Consider the following 20,325-nt stretch of genomic DNA (forward strand, 5'->3'; position numbering starts at 1 on the left):
TGCCTGGCAGTACCTGCCCGGGCGTCGCCCGGTTTCCTGTCATCTTGTGAGAGGTTCCCATGGATTTTGCGCTGAGCGAGGATCAGAAGGCACTGGCCACTGCGGCCGCGGATTTTGCCCGGGCGGAGTTAAGCGAGCATGCCGCCGGCTGGGATGCGGAGTCTCATTTTCCCGTGGATGTGATTCGGCGCGCCGGAGAGGCCGGCTTTCTGGGCATTTATATTGCCGAGGAGCAGGGTGGTCTGGGCCTGTCGCGTCTCGATGCGTCCCTGATCTTCGAGCAGCTGGCCCAGGGCTGCGTCTCTACCACGGCCTACCTGACCATACACAACATGGTGACCTGGATGGTCGCCGGTTGGGGCAGCGACGGTCTGCGTGATCAATACCTCGCGTCGATGATAGCGGGCGAGTCGCTGGGCTCCTATTGCCTGACGGAACCCGGCGCCGGCTCGGATGCGGCGAGCCTTAAGACCCGGGCGGTGCGCGATGGCGATGACTATGTGCTGAATGGTTCCAAGATGTTCATCTCCGGCGCCGGTGCTACCCAGATGCTGGTGGTCATGGCGCGCACCGGTGAGCCCGACAGTGGTGCCGCGGGGGTCTCGGCCTTGCTGGTCCCTGCGGACGCCGCCGGCATCGAGTACGGCAGGAACGAGGACAAGATGGGATGGAAGAGCCAGCCGACCCGTCTGGTGAGCTTCGATGATGTTCGCGTGCCGGTCGGTAATCGCCTGGGGGAAGAGGGCGAAGGCTTCCGGCTGGCCATGCGCGGTCTGGATGGCGGCCGCCTGAACATCGCCAGCTGTTCGCTGGGGGCCGCCCAGCAGGCGCTGACCCTGGCGCGCGACTATATGGCCCAGCGCAAACAGTTCGGACGCGAGCTGTCGACCTTTCAGGCCTTGCAGTTCAAGCTTGCCGACATGGCCAGCGAGCTGACCGCGGCGCGGCTGATGGTGCGCCACGCCGCCTGGCGGCTGGATGCACAGGATCCGGAGGCCACGGCCCACTGTGCCATGGCCAAGCGGTATGCTACGGATGCCGGCTTTAACGTCTGCAACGAGGCCCTGCAACTGCATGGTGGCTATGGCTATATTCGTGAGTATCCTCTGGAGCGTCTGGTGCGGGATACGCGGGTCCATCAGATCCTCGAGGGTACCAACGAGATCATGCGGTTGATCGTGGCGCGCCGCCTGCTGGCCGACGGTGTCATCGAGTCCTTTCAATAACTTTTAACCCCTCTCAGGAGAGTTCGGATGAGCGAAGCCCTGGTGCACTTTGAAGAATGCCCTACGCGCGGGGGAGGACGCCTTGGTCTGGCTCGGTTGAATGCGCCGAAAGCCCTCAATGCCCTGTCGCTCGGTATGATCCAGTTGCTGAACGAGCAGCTGGATGCCTGGGAGCAGGATGACGAGATCGTGGCCATCTGGCTGGAAGGTGCCGGTGACAAGGCCTTCTGTGCCGGTGGTGATGTGGTGGCGCTGTATCGCGCCCTCGAGCAGAATCGTCAATCGCCGTTTCCGGCCAGCTACTTTGCCGCCGAATATCGTCTCGACCATCGGCTGCATACCTGTGCCAAGCCGCTGCTGGTGTGGGGCGATGGCATCATCATGGGCGGTGGCGTAGGGCTGATGGCCGGTGGCTTTCAGCGCCTGGTCACCGAGACCAGCCTGATGGCCATGCCGGAAATCACCATAGGCCTGTACCCGGACGTGGGCGCCAGCTGGTTGCTGGCCCGTCTGCCGAGGGGGATCGGTGCCTATCTGGGCCTGACGGGAGCGCAGCTCAATGCCCGTGACATGCTGGACCTGGGGCTGGCGGATCGCTTCGTGCCGCGTGACCGGCGTGATGCACTGCTGGCGGCGCTGACCGAGGCGGATTACGAGGCGCACGACATGGCCGGCTGTCGTGGCGCGGTGATCGAGGCGGTGGCGAGTGTCGAGGATCGGCGCCAGGCCCCGCAAGGGCAGGTCATGGCGCAACGCGATCATGTCCAGGCGCTGACCGATCGCGGCACGGTCAGCGAGGCCGTGACGCAGGTGCTGAATGATGATAGCGAGGATGCCTGGCTCGCTGCCAACCGCCAGCGGCTGGCCACGGGCTGCCCGATGACCGCCCATCTGGTGTGGCGGATGCTGGAACGCCATCGTCACAGCAGCCTGGCCGAAGCATTTCGCGATGAGCTCGGCGTGTCGGTCCAGGTGTCTCACCACGGGGATGTCGGCGAGGGCGTCAGGGCCCTGCTGGTCGACAAGGACAAGCAGCCGCGCTGGTCGCATGCCGACGTGGCCAGCGTGCCGCCGGCGGACGTCGAGGCTCTTCTGCGCTCGCCCTGGGCTGACGCCGAGCACCCCTTGAAAGATCTGGGCTGAACGGCGTGTGACCCGAGCCTTGGCGGAAATCCGCCAGTGATTCGAAGCGCAGCATCCTGCTGCCAACATCGAGGAGCAACGCCATGAATATCGCCTTTATCGGACTGGGCAACATGGGCATGCCCATGGCCGGCAACCTGCTGGCCGCCGGACATGATGTCGTCGTCAATGATCTGGTCGAGGACGCCATGCAGGCCCTGGAGGAACAAGGGGCAAAACGCGCGGCGAGCGCCGCAGCGGCCTGCGCCGAGGCCGAGGTGGTAATCTCGATGCTGCCTGCCGGGGAGCATGTGCGCGGACTTTATCTGGGTATCGAGGGGCCCGGGCTGCTGGATACCCTAACGCACCAGCCCTTGATCATCGATGCCTCGACGATATCCCCGGAAGACGCCCGCCGGGTGGGTCAGGCGGCCCGCGAGCGTGGCCTGACCTACTTGGACGCGCCGGTTTCCGGCGGCATCGGTGGCGCCCGGGCAGGAAGCCTGACCTTCATCGTCGGCGGTGATGCCGCCGGGTTCGATCAGGCCATGCCGGTGCTCGAGTGCATGGGGCGCAACGTCTTCCATGCCGGCGATATCGGTGATGGTCAGGTGGCAAAGATCTGCAACAACATGCTGCTGGGCATCCTGATGAGCGGCACGGCGGAAGCCTTGGCGTTGGGCGTGAAGAATGGCCTGGACCCGGCTGTGCTGTCGGAGATCATGAAGCAGAGCAGTGGTGGCAACTGGGCACTCAATGTTTATAACCCCTGGCCGGGGGTGATGCCCGAGTCGGCGGCGTCGCGGAACTACGAGGGCGGTTTTCTCACCGATCTGATGGCCAAGGATTTGGGGCTGGCCTGGGAGCTGGCGCAGAAAGCACGCACTAGCGTGCCCATGGGCTCCCAGGCGCGCAATCTGTTCGTTCTGCACAGTGCCCAGGGGTATGGTGGTCGGGATTTCTCGAGCATTCAGTGGCTTTATCGAGCCGGCGAGGATGTCTGATCCGGCGTGACAAGAGGCGCGACGCCGGTACAGCTTGGTTTTGCCTGGCTTTTAGTCTATATTTTATAAAAATGTCGATATTATGGAGCCATGCATGAGCCAGATTACCCCCATGACCTGGGATGACCCCTTCCGCCTGGTCGACCAGCTCGAGGAAGATGAGCGCCTCGTCCAGCAGACCGCCCATGACTACTGTCAGGAAAAGCTGATGCCGCGGGTGCTGGAAGCCAACCGGCATGAGCGCTTCGACCGCGAGATCATGAACGAGATGGGCGAGTTGGGGCTGCTGGGATCCACCATCGAGGGCTATGGCTGTGCAGGCATGAACTATGTCAGCTATGGCCTGATCGCCCGCGAGGTCGAACGCGTGGATTCCGGCTATCGCAGTGCCATGAGCGTCCAGTCCAGCCTGGTCATGTATCCCATCCATGCCTTCGGCAGCGAGTCGCAGAAGGAGAAATACCTGCCCCGCTTGGCCAGCGGCGAGTGGGCGGGGGCCTTCGGCTTGACCGAGCCGGACCATGGCTCGGATCCGGGCAGCATGTCGACTCGGGCGATGCGCACCGCCGATGGCTGGCGCCTCAACGGGACCAAGACGTGGATTACCAACTCCCCGATCGCCGATGTCTTCGTGGTCTGGGCGCGCGACGAGGAAGGTGTGGTGCGCGGTTTCATCCTCGAAAAGAACATGCCGGGCCTCACGGCCCCGAAGATTGACGGCAAGTTCAGCCTGCGTGCCTCGGTGACCGGACAGATCGCCATGCAGGATGTCGAGGTCAGCGATGATCAGCGCCTTCCGGAGGTCACCGGCCTCAAGGGGCCGTTCTCGTGTCTCAACCGGGCACGCTACGGCATCGCATGGGGCACCATGGGGGCCGCCGAGGCCTGCTGGCATGCCGCCCGCGACTACACCCTGGAGCGCAAGCAGTTCGGCCGCCTCCTGGCCGCCAATCAGCTCATCCAGAAGAAGCTCGCCGACATGCAGACCGAAATCGCCCTGGGACTTCAGGGCACGCTGCGCGCCGGTCGCATGATCGACGACGGTCAGCTTGTGCCCGAGGTGATCTCGCTGATCAAGCGCAACAACTGCGGCAAGTCCCTGGATATCGCCCGCCAGGCCCGCGACATGCACGGTGGCAATGGCATCAGCGATGAATATCACGTGATCCGCCACGTGATGAACCTTGAAGCGGTCAATACCTACGAAGGCACCCATGACGTCCACGCGCTGATTCTGGGGAGAGCGCAGACCGGTCTGCAGGCGTTCACGGGTGAGGGTTGATGGGTAAGTTGTGAGGTGTGAAGTGTGAGGAGTGAGGTGTGAATGGGGTGCGCTCGGTGTACCTCAAGCTGCTCGTCGATTCATGCAGTGTTGGCCGTTACCGGAGATATGGGCCAGAGGGCGATGCAGCCTGTAGCCGGGAGCGAGGGGGCAAGCCGAAGAGGAGGTCCGACGCCAAGGGTGAGGAGCACTGCTCCGAACGGGCTGGCCATGGATGGCCAGCACCGGTCCTGCAAGCGGAGCAGGATGCGAGAGCGCCGCTGGGCGTCGGTAGCGCCCATGGATGGGTTCATAGCGCCTCCTCGTAGGCTTGCCGCCGAGTCTCTTTGGAGCCTCTTTGGAGCTTCTGTAAAAGGAACCAGAATGAGCGGACCATTGGCAGGCGTCGTGGTGCTGGATATGTCGCGGGTGCTGGCCGGTCCCTGGGCCGGTCAGCTGCTGGCGGATCTCGGTGCCCGTGTCATCAAGATCGAACATCCCGAGCGCGGCGATGATACCCGCGGCTGGGGCCCGCCCTGGTGGCAGGGCGAGGCGGATGCCGAGCGGCTGGCCGCCTACTACCTGTGTGCCAATCGCGGCAAGCAGTCGCTGGCCGTGGACATCGCCACCCCGGATGGTCAGGCGCTGATCCGCGAACTGGCGGCGGGGGCCGATGTGTTGCTGGAAAACTTCAAGGTCGGCGGCCTGGCGCGCTACGGCCTGGATCCGGCCAGTCTGCGCGAACGCAACCCGCGCCTGATTGCCTGCTCGATCACCGGCTTCGGCCAGGACGGCCCCTATGCAGGGCGCGCCGGCTATGACTTCATGATTCAGGCCATGGGCGGCCTGATGAGCCTCAGCGGCGAACCCGACGGCATGCCGATGAAGACCGGGGTGGCGATCACCGATGTGATGACCGGGCTCTATGCCACCATCGGGGTGCTGGCCGCCTTGCATGAGCGGCGTGACTCTGGCGTCGGCCAGTATATCGATCTGGCCCTGCTGGATGTTCAGGTTGCCACTCTGGCCAATCAGGCTCTGAACACTCGGGTCAGCGGCAGCAGTCCGCCGCGTCATGGCAATGCCCACCCCAATATCGTGCCTTATCAGGCCTTCGCCTGCGCCGATGGCTATCTGGTGCTGACCGTGGGCAATGACGCTCAGTTCGCCCGTCTAGCCGGGTTGCTGGGCCAGCCGGGCTGGGCCGAGGATCCCCGTTATGCCACCAATGCCGCCCGGGTGGCGCACCGCGAGAGCCTGGTGGCGCAAGTGGCCGAGCTGCTGCTGGCCAGGCGCCGTGATGAGTGGCTGGCGGATCTCGAAGCGGCGGGCATACCGGCCGGGCCGATCAACAGCGTGGCCGAGGCGCTGGCAGATCCCCAGGTACAGCATCGTGGCATGTGCCGCGAGCTGTGGCGCGACGGCCAGCCACTGCCCCAGATGGCCAACCCGTTGCGCTTCGACGGAACCAGTGCCACCAGCAATATGCCGCCGCCGACCCTGGGCCAGGACAGCGACGCCGTGCTTGGCGGGATGGGCCTGTCGGACGCGGAAATCGCCGAGCTGAGACGACGCGGCATCGTGCGCTGAGGCGCGGGTGTGATGGTGCGCTCAGGTCAGGTGGTTATCCCAGCGGATCGGCAGGTCGTGGGTCTGTTGAGGGGCGCTGCCATCGCCGCCAAGGCGGTACAGCCCAACCGACCCGATGAGACGAAAAAGCCGCCCTGGCCGTCACAGCGCGCACCATGCCCAACTCACGGCCGATGCCGGCGAGTTGGTGGTGGATCTGTGCGATCTGGATATGCAGGCTCTGCTGCTCGATCCCGTGCTCGCCGGCCTTCCAGCCGCAACGTCCGACCATGTTCTTGCCCTCACGGATATCCTAGACGCGATTGACGCGGCCTGAAATGCCGTCACCATCTTCGTCATGCGGATCAGCAGTGGCTTCGAGGGTCACGGCGGGGAGGGGCTCGAGCAGGCCCAGGACGTCGCGCGCCTCGATGCTGGCCGGGGCCTCGACCCAGGGGTTGTGGAAGAAGCTGTTGCCGACGCTGAAGTCGAGCCGTTGGGTCATCGACATGTTGTACAGCGGCAGGGAGTAGGCATTGTGATCGAATTGCTCGACGGAACCCTGCCCGCCGATGTCAGGCGTTTTCTGGATCGGTGCGAGGGGATTGCCCGAGGCCTCGGACGCCCCGCCGAGAGTGACGAACAGCAGGCAGGCCTTGCCGGTCCTGCGACGCCGGCAGCAGAGCGGCGAGCAGTACGGCACGGCGCAGAGGGCGCTGGACGAAATGAGTCGGCATGAGGAAGCCTCTTTGGTTATTGGCAGATACGCTGACTCGTGGCGTGATGATAACCAATATCGGACAAGGGTGCGAATGGGATTTTTTAGCGTTTGTTAACAAAATGCGAGAAACGAGCAGTGTGCTGCGAGACTTCAGCCAAGCAGCTCGATGCTCGTCGCTCGTTTCGCGTCGCTGGCCGTTCAGCGCGGTGAGAAGCGCCGGTTGATGCCGGTTTCGGCGATCATTCGGGTCGAGATCTCTTCCACCGAGAAGCGGGTGGTGTCGATGAAGGGCACGTGCATGCGCCGATACAGGGCTTCCGCCTGGGTGACTTCCTGCATGCACTGGTCCATGGAGCTGTAGCGACTGTCGGGGCGTCGCTCGTGGCGAATGGCGGCCAGTCGGCGGGGGTCGATGGTCAACCCGAACAGCTTGTGACGATGCTTTTCCAGCACCTCGGGCAGCTTGAGCTTGCCGCTCTCGTCGAGGTCATCCTCGGTGAGCGGGTAGTTGGCGGCGCGAATGCCGAACTGCAGAGCCAGATAGAGCGAGGAGGGCGTCTTGCCGCAGCGTGACACGCCGATCAGGATGATGTCGGCCTGGTCGTACTGGTGAGTGCGGGCGCCGTCGTCGTTGTCCAGGGCAAAATGGACCGAGTGAATGCGGTCCATGTAGACATCGTCGCTACCGATGGCGTGGGTCCGGCCGACACTGTAGGACGAGTGGGTGGCAAGCTCCTGCTCCAGGGGCTCGAGGAAGGTGGAGAAGATGTCGACCTTGAAGCCCGGTGCATCGCGAATCACGTCGCGGATGGCGCTGTCGACCACGGTGTCGATGATGATCGGCTTCTCGCCATCCCGGGCCGCCGTGGAGGCGATCACCGCCGCCAGCTCATGTGCCTTGGCGACACTGTCGATATAGGGCTTGGTGACCATGCGGATCTCGACGTTCTCGAACTGCGCCAGCAGGCTGCGGCCCAGGCTCTCGGCGGTAATGCCGGTGCCATCGGATATGAAGAAAGCGGTACGTGTCATGTGACTCTCGACGCCAGGTGTAGGTTGCGAGCATTGTCAGTTGCCTAGAGGGATTGCACAAGCGGTCCTGCCGGCTAGCGAGCCGCGACGCGAGATACGAGTCGCGAGACACGAGAAACGAGCAGCATGTTGCCACCGCGTGTTTGGCTCTACAGGTCGCTGCCCATAGCCTGTCCCTCACACCTCACACCTCACACCTCACACCTCACACCTCACACCTCACTGCCCGCCGCTCGAAACTCGCGACTACATAACCCCAGCCATTTCGACGAATGTTGTAAAAAACCTTCAGTGACTTCGATGTTAGACCAATGGCGAATATGGAAGGCCGCTGGTAGAGTCGCGATCATCCATTCATGACGACGTGTCATGGACTTTCTTGCGTCGACATCCAGGGGGTTGCGTGGACGATAATATTCTGTGGTTCGAAGAGCTGGGCATGAACAATGTCGAGCGAGTCGGGGGCAAGAATGCTTCGCTCGGCGAGATGATTTCCGGTCTGGCCGGTGCCGGGGTGACCGTGCCGGGCGGGTTTGCGACCACGGCCCACGCCTACCGCGAGTTCCTGTCTCACGAAGGCCTGAACGAGCGCATCAACCAGCGTCTCGCCAGGCTCGATGTGGATGATGTCAATGCGCTGGCCGAGGCCGGGGCGGAGATTCGTCAGTGGGTGATTGACACACCCTTGCCGCCGGCCTTCGAGCAGGCTCTGCGTGAAAGCTACGAGCAGCTCCAGGCGCGCCACCCCAATCTCAAGGTGGCGGTGCGCAGCTCGGCTACCGCCGAGGATCTGCCGGATGCCTCCTTCGCCGGACAGCAGGAGACCTTTCTCAACATCGAGGGCTTCGACAACATCAAGCGGGCCGTGCATGAGGTCTTCGCTTCGCTGTTCAACGACCGGGCCATTTCCTATCGCGTGCATCGTGGCTACCCCCACGAGAATGTCGCCTTGTCGGCGGGTATCCAGAAGATGGTGCGTTCCGAGACCGGGGCCTCCGGTGTGATGTTCACTCTGGATACCGAGTCCGGTTATCGCGATGCGGTCTTTGTCACGGCCTCCTGGGGGCTGGGTGAAACCGTGGTTCAGGGGGCGGTTAATCCCGACGAGTTCTATGTACACAAGCCGACCCTGGCGGCGGGTCGCCCGGCGGTGCTGCGTCGCAACCTGGGCTCCAAGCTGATCAAGATGATCTACAGCGAGGACGCCAGTGCCGGCAAGTCGGTGGAAACCGTCGATGTGCCGCTGGCGGACCGGGCGCGTTTCTGTATCAACGACGAGCAGATCATGTCGCTGGCGCGTCAGGCAGTGACCATCGAGCAGCACTATGGCCGACCCATGGACATCGAGTGGGCCCTGGATGGTGATGACGGTACGCTGTACATCGTCCAGGCGCGTCCCGAGACGGTGGTCTCGCAGCAGGAAGGCGGCAAGCTGGAGCGTTTCCAGCTCAGGGAAAAGGGACGCACCCTGGTGACCGGCCGCGCCATTGGCCAGCGTATCGGCCAGGGCGAGGTCAAGGTCGTGGCGTCACCGGATGACATGCACAAGGTCAATGCCGGCGATGTGCTGGTGACCGACATGACCGATCCGGACTGGGAGCCGATCATGAAGCGGGCTTCGGCGATCGTGACCAACCGTGGTGGACGAACCTGCCATGCCGCGATCATCGCCCGGGAGCTGGGGATTCCGGCCGTGGTCGGCTGCGCCGATGCCACGGCGGCCCTGGCCGATGGTCAGACGGTCACGGTCTCCTGTGCCGAGGGTGACACCGGTCATGTCTACCATGGGCTGCTGGAGTTCGATCGTAATGTGACCAGCGTCGATGCCATGCCCGAGATTCCGTTCAAGATCATGATGAACGTCGGCAATCCGGATCGTGCCTTCAGTTTTGCCAGCCTGCCGAATGCCGGGGTGGGACTGGCGCGGCTGGAGTTCATCATCAACCGCATGATCGGTGTGCATCCCAAGGCACTGCTGGAATACGACAAGCAGACCCCGGATCTGCAGCAGACCATCGATCTGCGCACGGCCGGCTATGATGATCCGGTGAGCTTTTACGTCGACAAACTGGTCGAGGGCATCTCGACCCTGGCGGCGTCCTTCTACCCCGAGCGGGTCATCGTGCGCCTGTCGGACTTCAAGTCCAACGAGTACGAAAACCTCATCGGCGGCAAACTTTACGAGCCGGGGGAAGAGAACCCCATGCTCGGCTTCCGCGGGGCTTCGCGCTATCTCTCCGAGGCCTTCAGCCCCTGCTTCGAACTGGAGTGTCGAGCACTCAAGCGGGTGCGTGATGAAATGGGGCTCGACAACATCGAGATCATGGTGCCCTTCGTGCGGACCACCGAAGAAGCCAGAGATGTCGTCGACCTGCTGGCGGCCAACGGCCTGGAGCGGGGTCGCGATAACCTCAAGGTCATCATGATGTGCGAGCTGCCGGCCAACGCCCTGTTGGCCGATGAGTTTCTGCAGTATTTTGACGGTTTCTCCATCGGGTCCAACGACCTGACCCAGCTGACCCTGGGGCTGGACCGCGACTCGGGGATCGTGGCGCATCACTTCGAGGAGCGTAATCCGGCCGTGAAGAAGCTACTGGCCATGGCCATCCAGGCATGCAAGGCCCAGGGCAAGTACGTGGGCATTTGCGGCCAGGGGCCCTCGGATCACCCGGATCTGGCCAAGTGGCTGATGGAGCAGGGCATCGACTCGGTGTCGCTGAATCCGGATGCGGTGCTGGAGACCTGGTTCATGCTGGCAGGCGAGAAACTCGGCTGATCCGTCTTTATTTCCTTGCACTGCGATGCTCGACACCCGGCCCTGTGCCGGGTGTCGTTCTCCGTGGCCCGGTGGAATGTCCACATTGGTGCGGGTTTTTGGCACCATGTCGCGTCTATCCGGATCAAGGACTCGCGTGATGACCTATTTTGCGGTGATAGGGGGCCTTGTCCTGTCACTCTCGGTGTTGGCGGGCTGGACCCTGTGGCGATGCCTGCGCTGGCTGGGCGGTCGACTAGGGCGGAGCCGTCAACAGCCTCGGCGCTCGAAGGGACGTTCGACACGGGCCCATTCGCGGCCAAAGCAGGAAAAGCTCAAGTTCAGCCAGGCTGGCAAGGCGAAATCCGGCAAGGCCTCGGCCTCGCAGGCGACTTCACAGAAAGCGACCGCCAAAAAGGCCGGGGCAGCGTCGAAGCGCGACCAGGATCGGTCACTCCGCGAGCCCTGGAGGCTGACCCACGCCCTGGCGCCCCTGTCGGCGACCTGGTCGCTGGCGCTGGTGGCAGGCCTGCTGTATGGCGGAGCCCGGCTGGCGGAGTTCGGCATGGCCGCGCGGCCGGGGTCGGCGCCGATGGCCTATCATCGGCTGGTGGAAATTCTGGGCCTGGGGGCCGCCGGTCTGGCTGTTATCACCCTGATCGGAGGGCTGGCCTGGTGGCGCTGCTATCGCGCAGACAAGACCCGGGACTGAGTCCAGCAGTTTTGGTATTGGATATCAGGGGGTGGCCGACATGGCCGAGCAGCCAGGCCAGGGCCCAACCGGCCGCCGGAAGTAGAAGGCTGGATGCCAGGATGGTGTAGAACAGATGGTAGGCGACAAGAGGGCGCTGATGCTGGTGAAGGTCGACAAGAACCTCGGCGCCTAGGGGAGTCAGAGTGCGCATGGTCGTCAGGGGCGGCATGATGACAATACCGTGACATTCACGCGGCGATGCTGGCACATGCCCCTGATGGCCCGGCCTGCCGGGTTCAGCCCAGTGGCAGTTGTCGTTCGCTGATCACGACACCGTTGTTGTCGGCATATAGCCACTGGCCGGGGCTGATGGTCACGCCGCCGAAAGTGACGGGGATATCGCGCTGCCCTTCACCACGCTTCTCGCTCTTGCGCGGATGAGCGGCCAGTGCCTGGATGCCCAGTTCGGTCTCGGCCAGTTCGTCGACGTCACGCACACAGCCGTACATGATTACCCCGGCCCAGCCATTGCCGGCGGCCTTTTCGGCCAGCATGTCGCCAAGCATAGCACAGCGGGTGGAGCCGCCGGCATCGACCACCAGGATGGCGCCTTCGCCGGGCTCGTCGATGGCCTGCTTGACCAGGGAATTGTCCTCGAAGCATTTCACGGTGCGTACCGGCCCACCGAAGGCCTCGATGCCCCCGACATTCAGCAGCATGGGGTCGAGCACGGCGACTTCGGGATATTCATCGCAGATATCGGGTGTGATGATGTGACTCATGATACAACCCCTGATAGTGAATGGTTAGATCAATCATGCCACATCAATTGACGAGACATAAAAAAAGCGCCCCGTGGGGCGCTTCTGTCATCGGCTCCGGCCGCGCCGCCTTGGCAGCGGGCCTTCGATGTTGCGAGCATCGGAGTCGAGCGTACTGATTCCTTAGGCCTCCTGGGCTACCGGAATCACGTTGGAGGCGGCGTTCTGAAACTCCTCGATCTCGTGGAAGTTCATGTAACGGTAGATCTCGCCTGCCATGGCATCGAATTCTGCCATGTAACGCCGGTACTCGTCGACACTCGGCAGGCGCCCTTCGACCGCGGAGACGGCGGCCAGCTCGGCCGAGGCCAGGAAGACATCGGCGCCGTCGCCCAGTCGATTGGGGAAGTTGCGCGTCGAGGTGGAGACCACGGTGCTCCTGGCGGCGACACGCGCCTGGTTACCCATGCACAACGAGCAGCCGGGCATTTCCATCCGTGCGCCGGCGCGGCCATAGATGCCGTAGTAGCCTTCCTCGGTGAGCTGGTGCTGGTCCATCTTGGTCGGCGGCGCGAGCCATAGCTTGGTCTTCAGGCTGCCGGCGGGTTGCTTCTCGAGGAGTTTGCCGGCGGCACGGAAGTGACCGATGTTGGTCATGCACGAGCCGATGAAGACCTCGTCGATGGAGCGGCCGGCGACATCGGAGAGCAGGCGGGCGTCGTCCGGGTCGTTGGGCGCGCAGAGCACTGGCTGGTCGAGCTGGTCCAGGTCGATCTCGATGATCTCGGCGTACTCGGCGTCCTTGTCGGCGCGCATCAGGCTGGGGTTATCCAGCCATTCCTGCATGGCCAGGATCCGGCGTTCGATGGTCCGCTTGTCGCCGTAGCCGTTGGCGATCATCCACTTGAGCAGGGTGACGTTGGATTTGAGGTATTCGCTGACGCTGTCCTCGGAGAGCGTGATGGTGCAGCCGGCGGCGCTGCGCTCGGCGGAGGCATCGGAAAGCTCGAAGGCCTGCTCGACGGTAAGATCCTCGAGGCCCTCGATTTCCAGGATGCGGCCGGAGAAGGCGTTCTTCTTGCCGGATTTCTCGACGGTCAGCAGGCCCTGCTGGATGGCGTAGTAGGGGATCGCATGGACCAGGTCACGCAGGGTGACGCCCTGCTGACGCTTGCCCTTGAAGCGCACCAGCACGGACTCCGGCATGTCCAGCGGCATCACGCCGGTAGCGGCGGCGAAGGCCACCAGGCCGGAACCCGCCGGGAAGGAGATGCCCATCGGGAAGCGCGTGTGCGAATCGCCGCCGGTACCCACGGTGTCGGGCAGCAGCATCCGGTTGAGCCAGCTGTGGATGATGCCGTCGCCGGGGCGCAGAGAGACGCCGCCACGGTTCATGATGAAGTCAGGCAGGGTGTGGTGAGTTTCCACGTCCACCGGCTTGGGATAGGCGCTGGTATGGCAGAAGGACTGCATGACCAGATCGGACTGGAAGCCCAGGCAGGCCAGATCCTTGAGTTCGTCGCGGGTCATCGGGCCTGTGGTGTCCTGGGAGCCGACGGTGGTCATCTTCGGCTCGCAGTACATGCCGGGACGCACGCCTTTCATGCCGCAGGCCTTGCCGACCATCTTCTGTGCCAGGGTGAAGCCATTGTTGCTGGAAGGCGGCTGCTCAGGGCGTCGGAACACCTCGGATGGCTCGAGGCCAAGGGACTCGCGGGCCTTGGCGGTCAGGCCGCGGCCGATGATCAGCGGAATGCGCCCACCGGCACGTACTTCGTCGAGCAGCAGCTGCGTCTTGAGTTCGAAAGTGGTCAGGACCTCGTCGGTGCCATGGCGGCAGACCTTACCTTCATACGGGTAGACATCGATGACATCGCCCATCGCGAGCTTTTCGACATCCATCTCGACGGGCAGGGCGCCAGAGTCTTCCATGGTGTTGAAGAAGATCGGGGCGATCTTGCCACCGAAGCAGAAGCCGCCGGCGCGCTTGTTGGGGACATTGGGGATGTCGTCGCCGAAGAACCACAGCACCGAGTTGGTGGCCGACTTGCGCGAGGAGCCGGTGCCGACCACATCGCCTACATAGGCGACCGGGAAGCCCTGGGCGCGGACGTCCTCGATCTGCTTGAGTGGGCCGGTGCTGCCGGGCTCGACCGGCTCGATGCCCTCGCGCTCGTTCTTGAGCATGGCATTGGCGTGCAGCGGAATGTCGGGACGCGACCAGGCATCGGGTGCCGGCGAGAGATCATCGGTGTTGGTCTCGCCGGGCACCTTGAAGACACTCAGGGTGATCTTCTCGTCGAGTGCCGGGCGAGACAGGAACCATTCGGCCTCTGCCCAGGAGCGGATGATGTCCCTGGCGACCTCGTTGCCGGCCTTGGCGCGTTCTTCCACGTCATGGAAGGCATCGAACATCAGCAGGGTGTGCTTGAGCTGTTCGCCGACTTCAGTGGCCAGTGTCTCGTCATCGAGCAGCTCGACCAGCGAGACGATGTTGTAGCCGCCCTGCATGGTGCCCAGCAGTTTGACGGCGTGGATCCTGTCGACCAGCGGCGATTCGGCCTCGCCCTTGGCGATGGCGGTCAGGAAGGCGGCCTTGACGTAGGCGGCTTCATCGACGCCGGGGGGGATGCGGTTGGTCAGCAGGTCAAGAATAAACTCTTCCTCGCCGGCCGGCGGGTTTTTCAGCAGCTCGATCAGGGCAGCCGTCTGCTCGGCATTCAGGGGCTTGGGAGGAATGCCGTTCTGGGCACGTTCCTCGACATGTTGGCGGTAGGCTTCAAGCACGTGGTGGCCCTCATTGGTTATGGCGGCCGACACTCGCGGCCCGCCGAGGGCTGAACCCGCGCGGAACGGTCGGCACTTGGACGTCGCAGTCATCGGTCCCGTTATTCTAGAAGAAACTGTCGACAATGTTAAGAAGGCCCATGATGGCGGACCTTGAGCCATGCCTGCTGCCGACGGGAGCCGGCCGGGGTGCCAGATGCTCGCTATCGCGTTACCATAGCGGGTTGATTGATGGAGGGTCTGCGATGTCCGGGCGTGTGGTGTCTCCCTGTATCGGAGTCTGCTCGACCACGGTCGGTGATCGAGTGTGCCGTGGCTGCCAGCGTTACGATGACGAGATACGTGACTGGCCGGCGCTCGAGACGTCGCAGCGCCAGGCCCGCATGGTAGCGCTGGACGCGTTACGTGTGGAGGTGGCGGCTCGCCACCTCAGGGTGGTTGACGCCGCGGCTCTTCAGGCCCAGCTCGACCGTCACCGGATTCGCTATCGCGAGGACCAGCCGGCAATGTCGCGCGCGGTGGAATTGTTGCGTGTCGGGCGAGGGCGGATTCGCGAACTGTCGCGCTACGGCCTGGTGCCGCATGCCGACCTGGATGCCGAGGCCCTTCACCGGCGCCTGGCCGACGAGCTTGGCCGGGCCGGTGAGGCTCGTCGCCAGTGTCTCGTCTCTGTTACCTGAGCCCGAGGCTTCGGGTCGAGTGAACCTGAAGCGGGCGCTTTCGGAACCTGTTTTTTGAGCGGAAATGCCATGACTGCCACACATGATCCCAGACTGCCCGAGGCCATTCTCGACTTTCTGGCCTGTCCGACTCCGGCTGCCTGGGTCGACTGGGCGCTGGAAAACCCTGAAACCCTGCTGATCGACCATGCACAGTGCGAGAAAAAGGCTGCCTCCACGGCCATGAGCCTGCTCTATCGATATGTCGATGACAGTGAGTTGCTGACCAAGATGGCGCGGCTGGCGCGTGAAGAATTGTTGCACTTCGAGCAAGTCGTCAAGTTGATGGAGGGCCGGGGCATTACCTACCGGCCCATCGGGGCAGCGCGTTATGCCGAGGGACTGCGCCGCCATGTGCGCAGTCAGGAGCCTCAGCGGCTGGTGGATGTGCTGATTGTCGGGGCGATCATCGAGGCCCGCAGTTGCGAGCGTTTCGCGCGGCTCATTCCCTACTTGGATGATGAGCTTGCCAAGTTCTATCGCGGTCTGGTTAAGTCGGAAGGTCGGCACTACGAAGATTATCTGATGCTGGCGGAGCGGCTTTCTCATCAGCCCATCGAGGAAAGGGTCGCCTTCCTTGTCGCCCGGGAAGCAGAATTGATCACCACGCCAGATACCGAATTTCGTTTTCACAGCGGTGTACCGGCCTGACGCCGGTGGCTGCCGCACAGCAGGATAAATCCATCATGCGGGACGCTCCCGAAGACGCCGTTCGTGAAGAACAGGACACTCTGGCCCTTTTCGGACATTTCTCGCTTACCATCGGCGATGATGCTCTGACGCACTTCAGTTACGACAAGGTCAAGGCACTGCTGGTTTATCTGCTGTTGCACGATCAGCCGGTCAACCGTGCCTCGCTGGCCGAGCTGCTGTGGCCTGACCAGGGCTTGTCCTCGGGACGCACCAATCTGCGCCATGCCCTGCACTGCCTGCGGCAGTCCATGGGCGAGCAGGCCGATCAGGTGTTGATGGTGTCGCGCCAGACCATTGCCTTTCGGCTGCCAGAGCACTGGACCTTCGATCTGCATGAATTGCAGGGCCTGCTGGATGGCCCGCCGGATGTGGCCACCCTGGAAGCCGTGCTCGGCTACTATCAGGGTGACCTGGTCGAGGAGCTGCAGTTGCCCAATTGCACCGAGTTCCTGAGATGGCTGGTGCAGGTGCGCAATGAGTGGCGCCAGCGGGTGATCCGCTTTGCCGAGCTTGTTCTCGAACAGAATGAGCCGCTGCCCGACCCCTTGCTCGAGGGGCTGGTCAGCCGCTTTTCCGGGTATGGCCCCTTTCACGAAAAGCTGGTGCGCCAGCTGGCCGACCACGGGCAGCTGGCGGCGGCTCACGAGCAGTACAACGCCTTTCTGCAACAGCTGGCACTGAGCGGTCAGCAGCCGGACCCGAGTTTTTTGCAGCTGGCCCGCTACTGGTCGGACGGGGCGCCTGAGCCGGCCGCGACGAGTGCCGGCCATGGCTTTGCCCCGCCCAGCATCGACCACTCGGCACCGATCCGCGAGGATGAGGTCGAGCAGCGTCAGTTGTCAGTCATGGCGATTCGCTTGCACATCGAGGCTGATCTATCCTCGCGCAGCGAAGCAAGAGACTTCCTGGCGCTGCAGGTGGAGTTGATGCGCTGGCTGGAGCAACAGTGCCATCATCTGGGTGGCTCCTGGCTGCCCGGTGCCACCGGGGGCCTGGGGCTTGCCTGCTTCGGCACTCATGGTCCGGCCCATCAGTTGTCCGAGTTGGTCGCGCTCTACGAGCACTGTCGCCACAGCCTGCCGGATGAATGTCGGCGTCACTGGACGGGAGAAGGCGAGCCGCCGCAGTTTCAGTTCGCGGCGGGCCTGAACAGCGGTCGGGTGGTCTACCTGCCGGAACGTCATCTGGTCGATCCGCTGGGCCAGGTCACTCAGGTGGCGGTGTCGCTGATGAATGCCGCCGAGGGCAGTGAGTTGGTGATCTCTCAGGAGGCCAGTCAGCATATGCCGCCGGCCCTGGACCTGCAGCCGCGGCTGACCTCGCGGCTGGTCGCCAACGACGGCCGGGTGCGGCTGCGCGCCCTTGTGCTTGGCGGCAACGAAGGAGGGCGTGACGCCATGCCGCCTAGCCTGGTGGGACGTGAAACCGCGCTGCGGACCCTGCGTGATGCCTTGGCACGTGCCGGTATCGGGCTGCGTCAGAGTGTGCTGGTGCGCGGTCCTTCCGGCCTGGGCAAGTCGGCGCTGCTTGTCGGCTTCCGCCAGTTGGATCAGAGTCAGGATGCGCTGATCTGCTGGCAGCCGACTACTCGGCTCTCGGTCCAGGAACCCTATGGTGTGGCACGCCAGCTGGTCCGCTGGCATCTGGACGGCGAGATCCGCTGTGAGGATTTCGATGAGCATCTGCTGGCCTTGATGCCCGGTGCCCTGAGTGATGAACGTCGCCTGCTGCTCAAGGAGGCGCTGGGCGTCTGCGAGCCTCGCGAGGGGCTGGCGCTTGCCAAGAGCGGCGAGGCCGTCGAGTTGGTGGGGGGGCTGCTGAGTCGTTTGATCGCAGTGTTGACCGAGTCACGCACCCTGGTGCTGATGGTCGACGACCTGCAGTGGCTGGACGAGCCGTCCTTCAAGTTGCTGGCGGCCCTGCAGGCCCGCCTGCCGATCAATTGTCCTTTCATGCTGGTGGCCAGCCATCATGGTCGCGAGACCCTGCCGACCCGCCTGGACTGGGATCAGCAGATTACCCTGGGACGCCTCGACGAGACCCAGTCATCGCGGCTGCTGTCGCAGCTGGCCAAGCGCTATCGCCTGCATATTAGCCCGCGGTTGCGCAGCCAGATCATCGAGCGTTGCGACGGTGTGCCGCTCTATCTGCAGGAGATCTGTCGGCGCGTCGACATGGATCGCCGCGAGGGGCGCACCACCCAGCTCGATGAGCTGCCGCGCGGCCTGCTGGGGCTGCTGGCCAGCCGCATCGATCAACTGGACACCGACCGGGAGGTGGCGCATGTGGCGGCGGTACTCGGTCGTCAGTTTCGTCTCGACCTGCTGGCGGAGTGCAGCGGCTGGGAGATGCCGCGCCTGAAGTCGGCCATCGAGCAGATGATCCGCCTGGAGATCATCGAGCCGATGGATAACGACAGCGAGGGGCGCGAGTATCAGTTTACCCACCAGTTGCTGCAGGAAGCGGCCTATCTGTCCTGCCCGCGGGACATTCGCGTTGATCTTCACCGCCAGGTGGTGGGCTTGATCGAGGAGCATTTTCCGGTGTGGATCAGTCGCCACCCGGGCGATTTTGCCACACATCTTCGCCGCAGCGGGCATTATGCGCGTGGCGCCCGCTATTTCGAGCTGGCCGCGCGCGAAGCCCTCAAGGTCAGTGCCAACCGCACGGCGCTGAGAATGGCCGATTTCGGCCTGGCGAGCCTGCGCCATGTGGAAGACAAGGTCGAGCGCGAGGTCAGCCTGCATACGGTCCGCGGTCAGGCGGCTTTCGCCCTCGAGGGCCACGGCTCGCCGACGGCGCACGAGAGCTTCGTGCGAGCCCGTGAACTGCTCAATACCGGTGACGAGCTGCCCGAGGACAACGAGGACCTCGAGCAGGTCTTTCTCGTCAAGTGGGGCCTCTGGGTAGGCTGCAGCCAGCGCAATGCGCACGCCGATGCCTTCATGCTGGCTTCGCGCCTGGCCGATGTGGCGGCACGTCTGGACGACCCGCGCTATCGCCGCCTTGCCGCCTTCGCTCGTGCCAGCTGCGAATACTGGGCCGGGCGCATCGAGCAGGCCTATGAACACCTGGAGGAAATTGATCCGCTCAATTCGCCGATGATGATCGAGTGGTTGCCGTTTTCCGATCATCCGCAGGTAGCGGCTTCCTGCTTCCAGGGCTGGGCGCTGTGCCTGCGGGGTGACTATCAGCGCGCCGAGCGTCAGGTCGAGTCGGCCATTCGCCTGGCCGAGCAGATCAATCACCCGGGCAGCCTGGCCATGGCGTTGATGTACGCCGCGGCCCTGTATCGCCAGTTGGGGCATGTGCATCTGGCCTCGAGTCGTGCCGAGCGCGCCTATGACATCACCGGCTCATCGGACCTGCACCTGTGGCAGATTTCCGCCCGCAGTGTGCTCGGCTGGCAGCGCGCCATGGCCGGGGATCGCGAAGGCCTGACAGTGCTAGAGGGCACCCTGCAGGAGCTGGCCGATCTCACCGGTCGGGATCCCCATCAACGCCCGGCACTGTGGTTCATCGATGCCTGTGTCTCGATGAACGAGCTGGAGCGTGCCGAGGACTACCTCGACCAGTCGCTGATGGTGGCCCGGGAGCGCTCGACGCTGTTCATTCCGGAGCTCTCCATTCAATTGGCGCTGGTGCGTCAGCGTCTCGGCCGCCCGGCGGAGGATGTGCGTACCCTGGTCGAGCAGGCGCTTGCCCAGGCCCGCAAGGATGGCAATCTGCATCAGGAGCTGTTCGGGCTGGAACTCTGGTTGACCGTGGTCGATGCGGAAGGCACCCAGGCGCGGGAGGCCTTCCGCGAGTTGCTCGGCAAGGTCAGTCACAGTGATGCGCCGGTGCTGGTGCGATGGCGCAATCTGTTGGACAAGCGCTTGCCGCATCTGGTGGATGTCTAGGGACTGGCGGTGAGTAACGAGCGGCGAGAAACGAGCCGCGAGTTGCGAGCGCTGCGGGATGCGAGTGGCGATTAGTATG

14 protein-coding genes are annotated in these 20,325 nt (G+C 63.7%); 10 read left to right on the forward strand and 4 right to left on the reverse strand.

The genetic code is table 11. The annotated features are described in order from the left end of the window. Positions 1 to 59: 59 nt before the first annotated feature. From QWY74_RS11060 to QWY74_RS11080, 5 genes are all read left to right on the forward strand, one after another. Positions 60 to 1,226: an acyl-CoA dehydrogenase family protein gene (locus QWY74_RS11060; RefSeq protein WP_264825682.1), complete on the forward strand. Its 1,167-nt coding sequence runs from the start codon at positions 60 to 62 to the stop codon at positions 1,224 to 1,226. 27 nt (positions 1,227 to 1,253) lie between these two features. Then, a complete protein-coding gene (locus QWY74_RS11065; RefSeq protein ID WP_264825684.1) occupies positions 1,254 to 2,369 on the forward strand; it encodes an enoyl-CoA hydratase/isomerase family protein in 1,116 nt (371 codons plus the stop codon). 83 nt (positions 2,370 to 2,452) lie between these two features. Then, on the forward strand, positions 2,453 to 3,352 hold the full coding sequence (gene mmsB / locus QWY74_RS11070; protein ID WP_264825685.1) for a 3-hydroxyisobutyrate dehydrogenase: 900 nt from the start codon (positions 2,453 to 2,455) through the stop codon (positions 3,350 to 3,352). Positions 3,353 to 3,446: 94 nt separating this feature from the next. Then, positions 3,447 to 4,634 carry an acyl-CoA dehydrogenase gene (locus QWY74_RS11075; RefSeq protein ID WP_290314329.1) on the forward strand — a complete coding sequence of 396 codons (1,188 nt, stop codon included), beginning with the start codon at positions 3,447 to 3,449 and terminating at the stop codon, positions 4,632 to 4,634. A gap of 363 nt (positions 4,635 to 4,997) precedes the next feature. Then, positions 4,998 to 6,203 carry a CaiB/BaiF CoA transferase family protein gene (locus tag QWY74_RS11080; RefSeq protein ID WP_290314331.1) on the forward strand — a complete coding sequence of 402 codons (1,206 nt, stop codon included), beginning with the start codon at positions 4,998 to 5,000 and terminating at the stop codon, positions 6,201 to 6,203. A 292-nt stretch (positions 6,204 to 6,495) separates the two neighbouring features. Here QWY74_RS11080 and QWY74_RS11085 read toward each other — a convergent pair whose 3' ends face one another. Further along, positions 6,496 to 6,885 carry a hypothetical protein gene (locus QWY74_RS11085; RefSeq protein ID WP_264825690.1) on the reverse strand — a complete coding sequence of 130 codons (390 nt, stop codon included), beginning with the start codon at positions 6,883 to 6,885 and terminating at the stop codon, positions 6,496 to 6,498. A 216-nt stretch (positions 6,886 to 7,101) separates the two neighbouring features. Then, a complete protein-coding gene (gene ppsR / locus QWY74_RS11090) occupies positions 7,102 to 7,935 on the reverse strand; it encodes a posphoenolpyruvate synthetase regulatory kinase/phosphorylase PpsR (protein WP_264825691.1) in 834 nt (277 codons plus the stop codon). A 403-nt stretch (positions 7,936 to 8,338) separates the two neighbouring features. Between ppsR and ppsA the strand changes: the two genes are divergently transcribed. Both ppsA and QWY74_RS11100 read left to right on the forward strand, forming a co-directional pair. Continuing rightward, entirely contained in the window at positions 8,339 to 10,711 is a 2,373-nt protein-coding gene (gene ppsA, locus QWY74_RS11095; RefSeq protein WP_264825692.1) for a phosphoenolpyruvate synthase, read from the forward strand. A 139-nt stretch (positions 10,712 to 10,850) separates the two neighbouring features. Further along, complete coding sequence (locus tag QWY74_RS11100) at positions 10,851 to 11,402, forward strand: hypothetical protein (RefSeq protein ID WP_290314334.1); 552 nt, start codon at positions 10,851 to 10,853, stop codon at positions 11,400 to 11,402. Positions 11,403 to 11,680: 278 nt separating this feature from the next. On the opposite strand, the gene rraA is transcribed toward QWY74_RS11100, so the two are convergent. Together rraA and acnB are read right to left on the reverse strand one after the other, a co-directional pair. Beyond that, positions 11,681 to 12,166 (reverse strand): ribonuclease E activity regulator RraA, encoded by a 486-nt coding sequence (gene rraA, locus QWY74_RS11105; protein ID WP_264825694.1) that lies wholly within the window; start codon positions 12,164 to 12,166, stop codon positions 11,681 to 11,683. Positions 12,167 to 12,328: 162 nt separating this feature from the next. Next, positions 12,329 to 14,932, reverse strand: a complete 2,604-nt coding sequence (gene acnB / locus QWY74_RS11110) for a bifunctional aconitate hydratase 2/2-methylisocitrate dehydratase (RefSeq protein ID WP_290314335.1) — start codon at positions 14,930 to 14,932, stop codon at positions 12,329 to 12,331. Positions 14,933 to 15,177: 245 nt separating this feature from the next. Between acnB and QWY74_RS11115 the strand changes: the two genes are divergently transcribed. From QWY74_RS11115 to QWY74_RS11125, 3 genes are all read left to right on the forward strand, one after another. Then, complete coding sequence (locus tag QWY74_RS11115; protein WP_264825697.1) at positions 15,178 to 15,612, forward strand: DUF1289 domain-containing protein; 435 nt, start codon at positions 15,178 to 15,180, stop codon at positions 15,610 to 15,612. A 69-nt stretch (positions 15,613 to 15,681) separates the two neighbouring features. After that, complete coding sequence (locus QWY74_RS11120; RefSeq protein WP_264825698.1) at positions 15,682 to 16,302, forward strand: MiaE family protein; 621 nt, start codon at positions 15,682 to 15,684, stop codon at positions 16,300 to 16,302. Positions 16,303 to 16,337: 35 nt separating this feature from the next. Beyond that, complete coding sequence (locus tag QWY74_RS11125; RefSeq protein ID WP_290314337.1) at positions 16,338 to 20,246, forward strand: ATP-binding protein; 3,909 nt, start codon at positions 16,338 to 16,340, stop codon at positions 20,244 to 20,246. The last annotated feature ends 79 nt before the right edge of the window (positions 20,247 to 20,325 follow it).

The organism is Halomonas almeriensis (assembly GCF_030409235.1).
In the GTDB taxonomy this organism is placed as follows: domain Bacteria; phylum Pseudomonadota; class Gammaproteobacteria; order Pseudomonadales; family Halomonadaceae; genus Halomonas; species Halomonas almeriensis.

Coding starts and splice junctions, on each gene's coding strand:
- QWY74_RS11060 (WP_264825682.1), top strand. CDS start 60: ATGGATTTTGCGCTGAGCGAGGATCAGAAGGCACTGGCCACTGCGGCC.
- QWY74_RS11065 (WP_264825684.1), top strand. CDS start 1,254: ATGAGCGAAGCCCTGGTGCACTTTGAAGAATGCCCTACGCGCGGGGGA.
- mmsB (WP_264825685.1), top strand. CDS start 2,453: ATGAATATCGCCTTTATCGGACTGGGCAACATGGGCATGCCCATGGCC.
- QWY74_RS11075 (WP_290314329.1), top strand. CDS start 3,447: ATGAGCCAGATTACCCCCATGACCTGGGATGACCCCTTCCGCCTGGTC.
- QWY74_RS11080 (WP_290314331.1), top strand. CDS start 4,998: ATGAGCGGACCATTGGCAGGCGTCGTGGTGCTGGATATGTCGCGGGTG.
- ppsR (WP_264825691.1), bottom strand. CDS start 7,935: ATGACACGTACCGCTTTCTTCATATCCGATGGCACCGGCATTACCGCC.
- QWY74_RS11100 (WP_290314334.1), top strand. CDS start 10,851: ATGACCTATTTTGCGGTGATAGGGGGCCTTGTCCTGTCACTCTCGGTG.
- rraA (WP_264825694.1), bottom strand. CDS start 12,166: ATGAGTCACATCATCACACCCGATATCTGCGATGAATATCCCGAAGTC.
- QWY74_RS11115 (WP_264825697.1), top strand. CDS start 15,178: ATGTCCGGGCGTGTGGTGTCTCCCTGTATCGGAGTCTGCTCGACCACG.
- QWY74_RS11120 (WP_264825698.1), top strand. CDS start 15,682: ATGACTGCCACACATGATCCCAGACTGCCCGAGGCCATTCTCGACTTT.
- QWY74_RS11125 (WP_290314337.1), top strand. CDS start 16,338: ATGCGGGACGCTCCCGAAGACGCCGTTCGTGAAGAACAGGACACTCTG.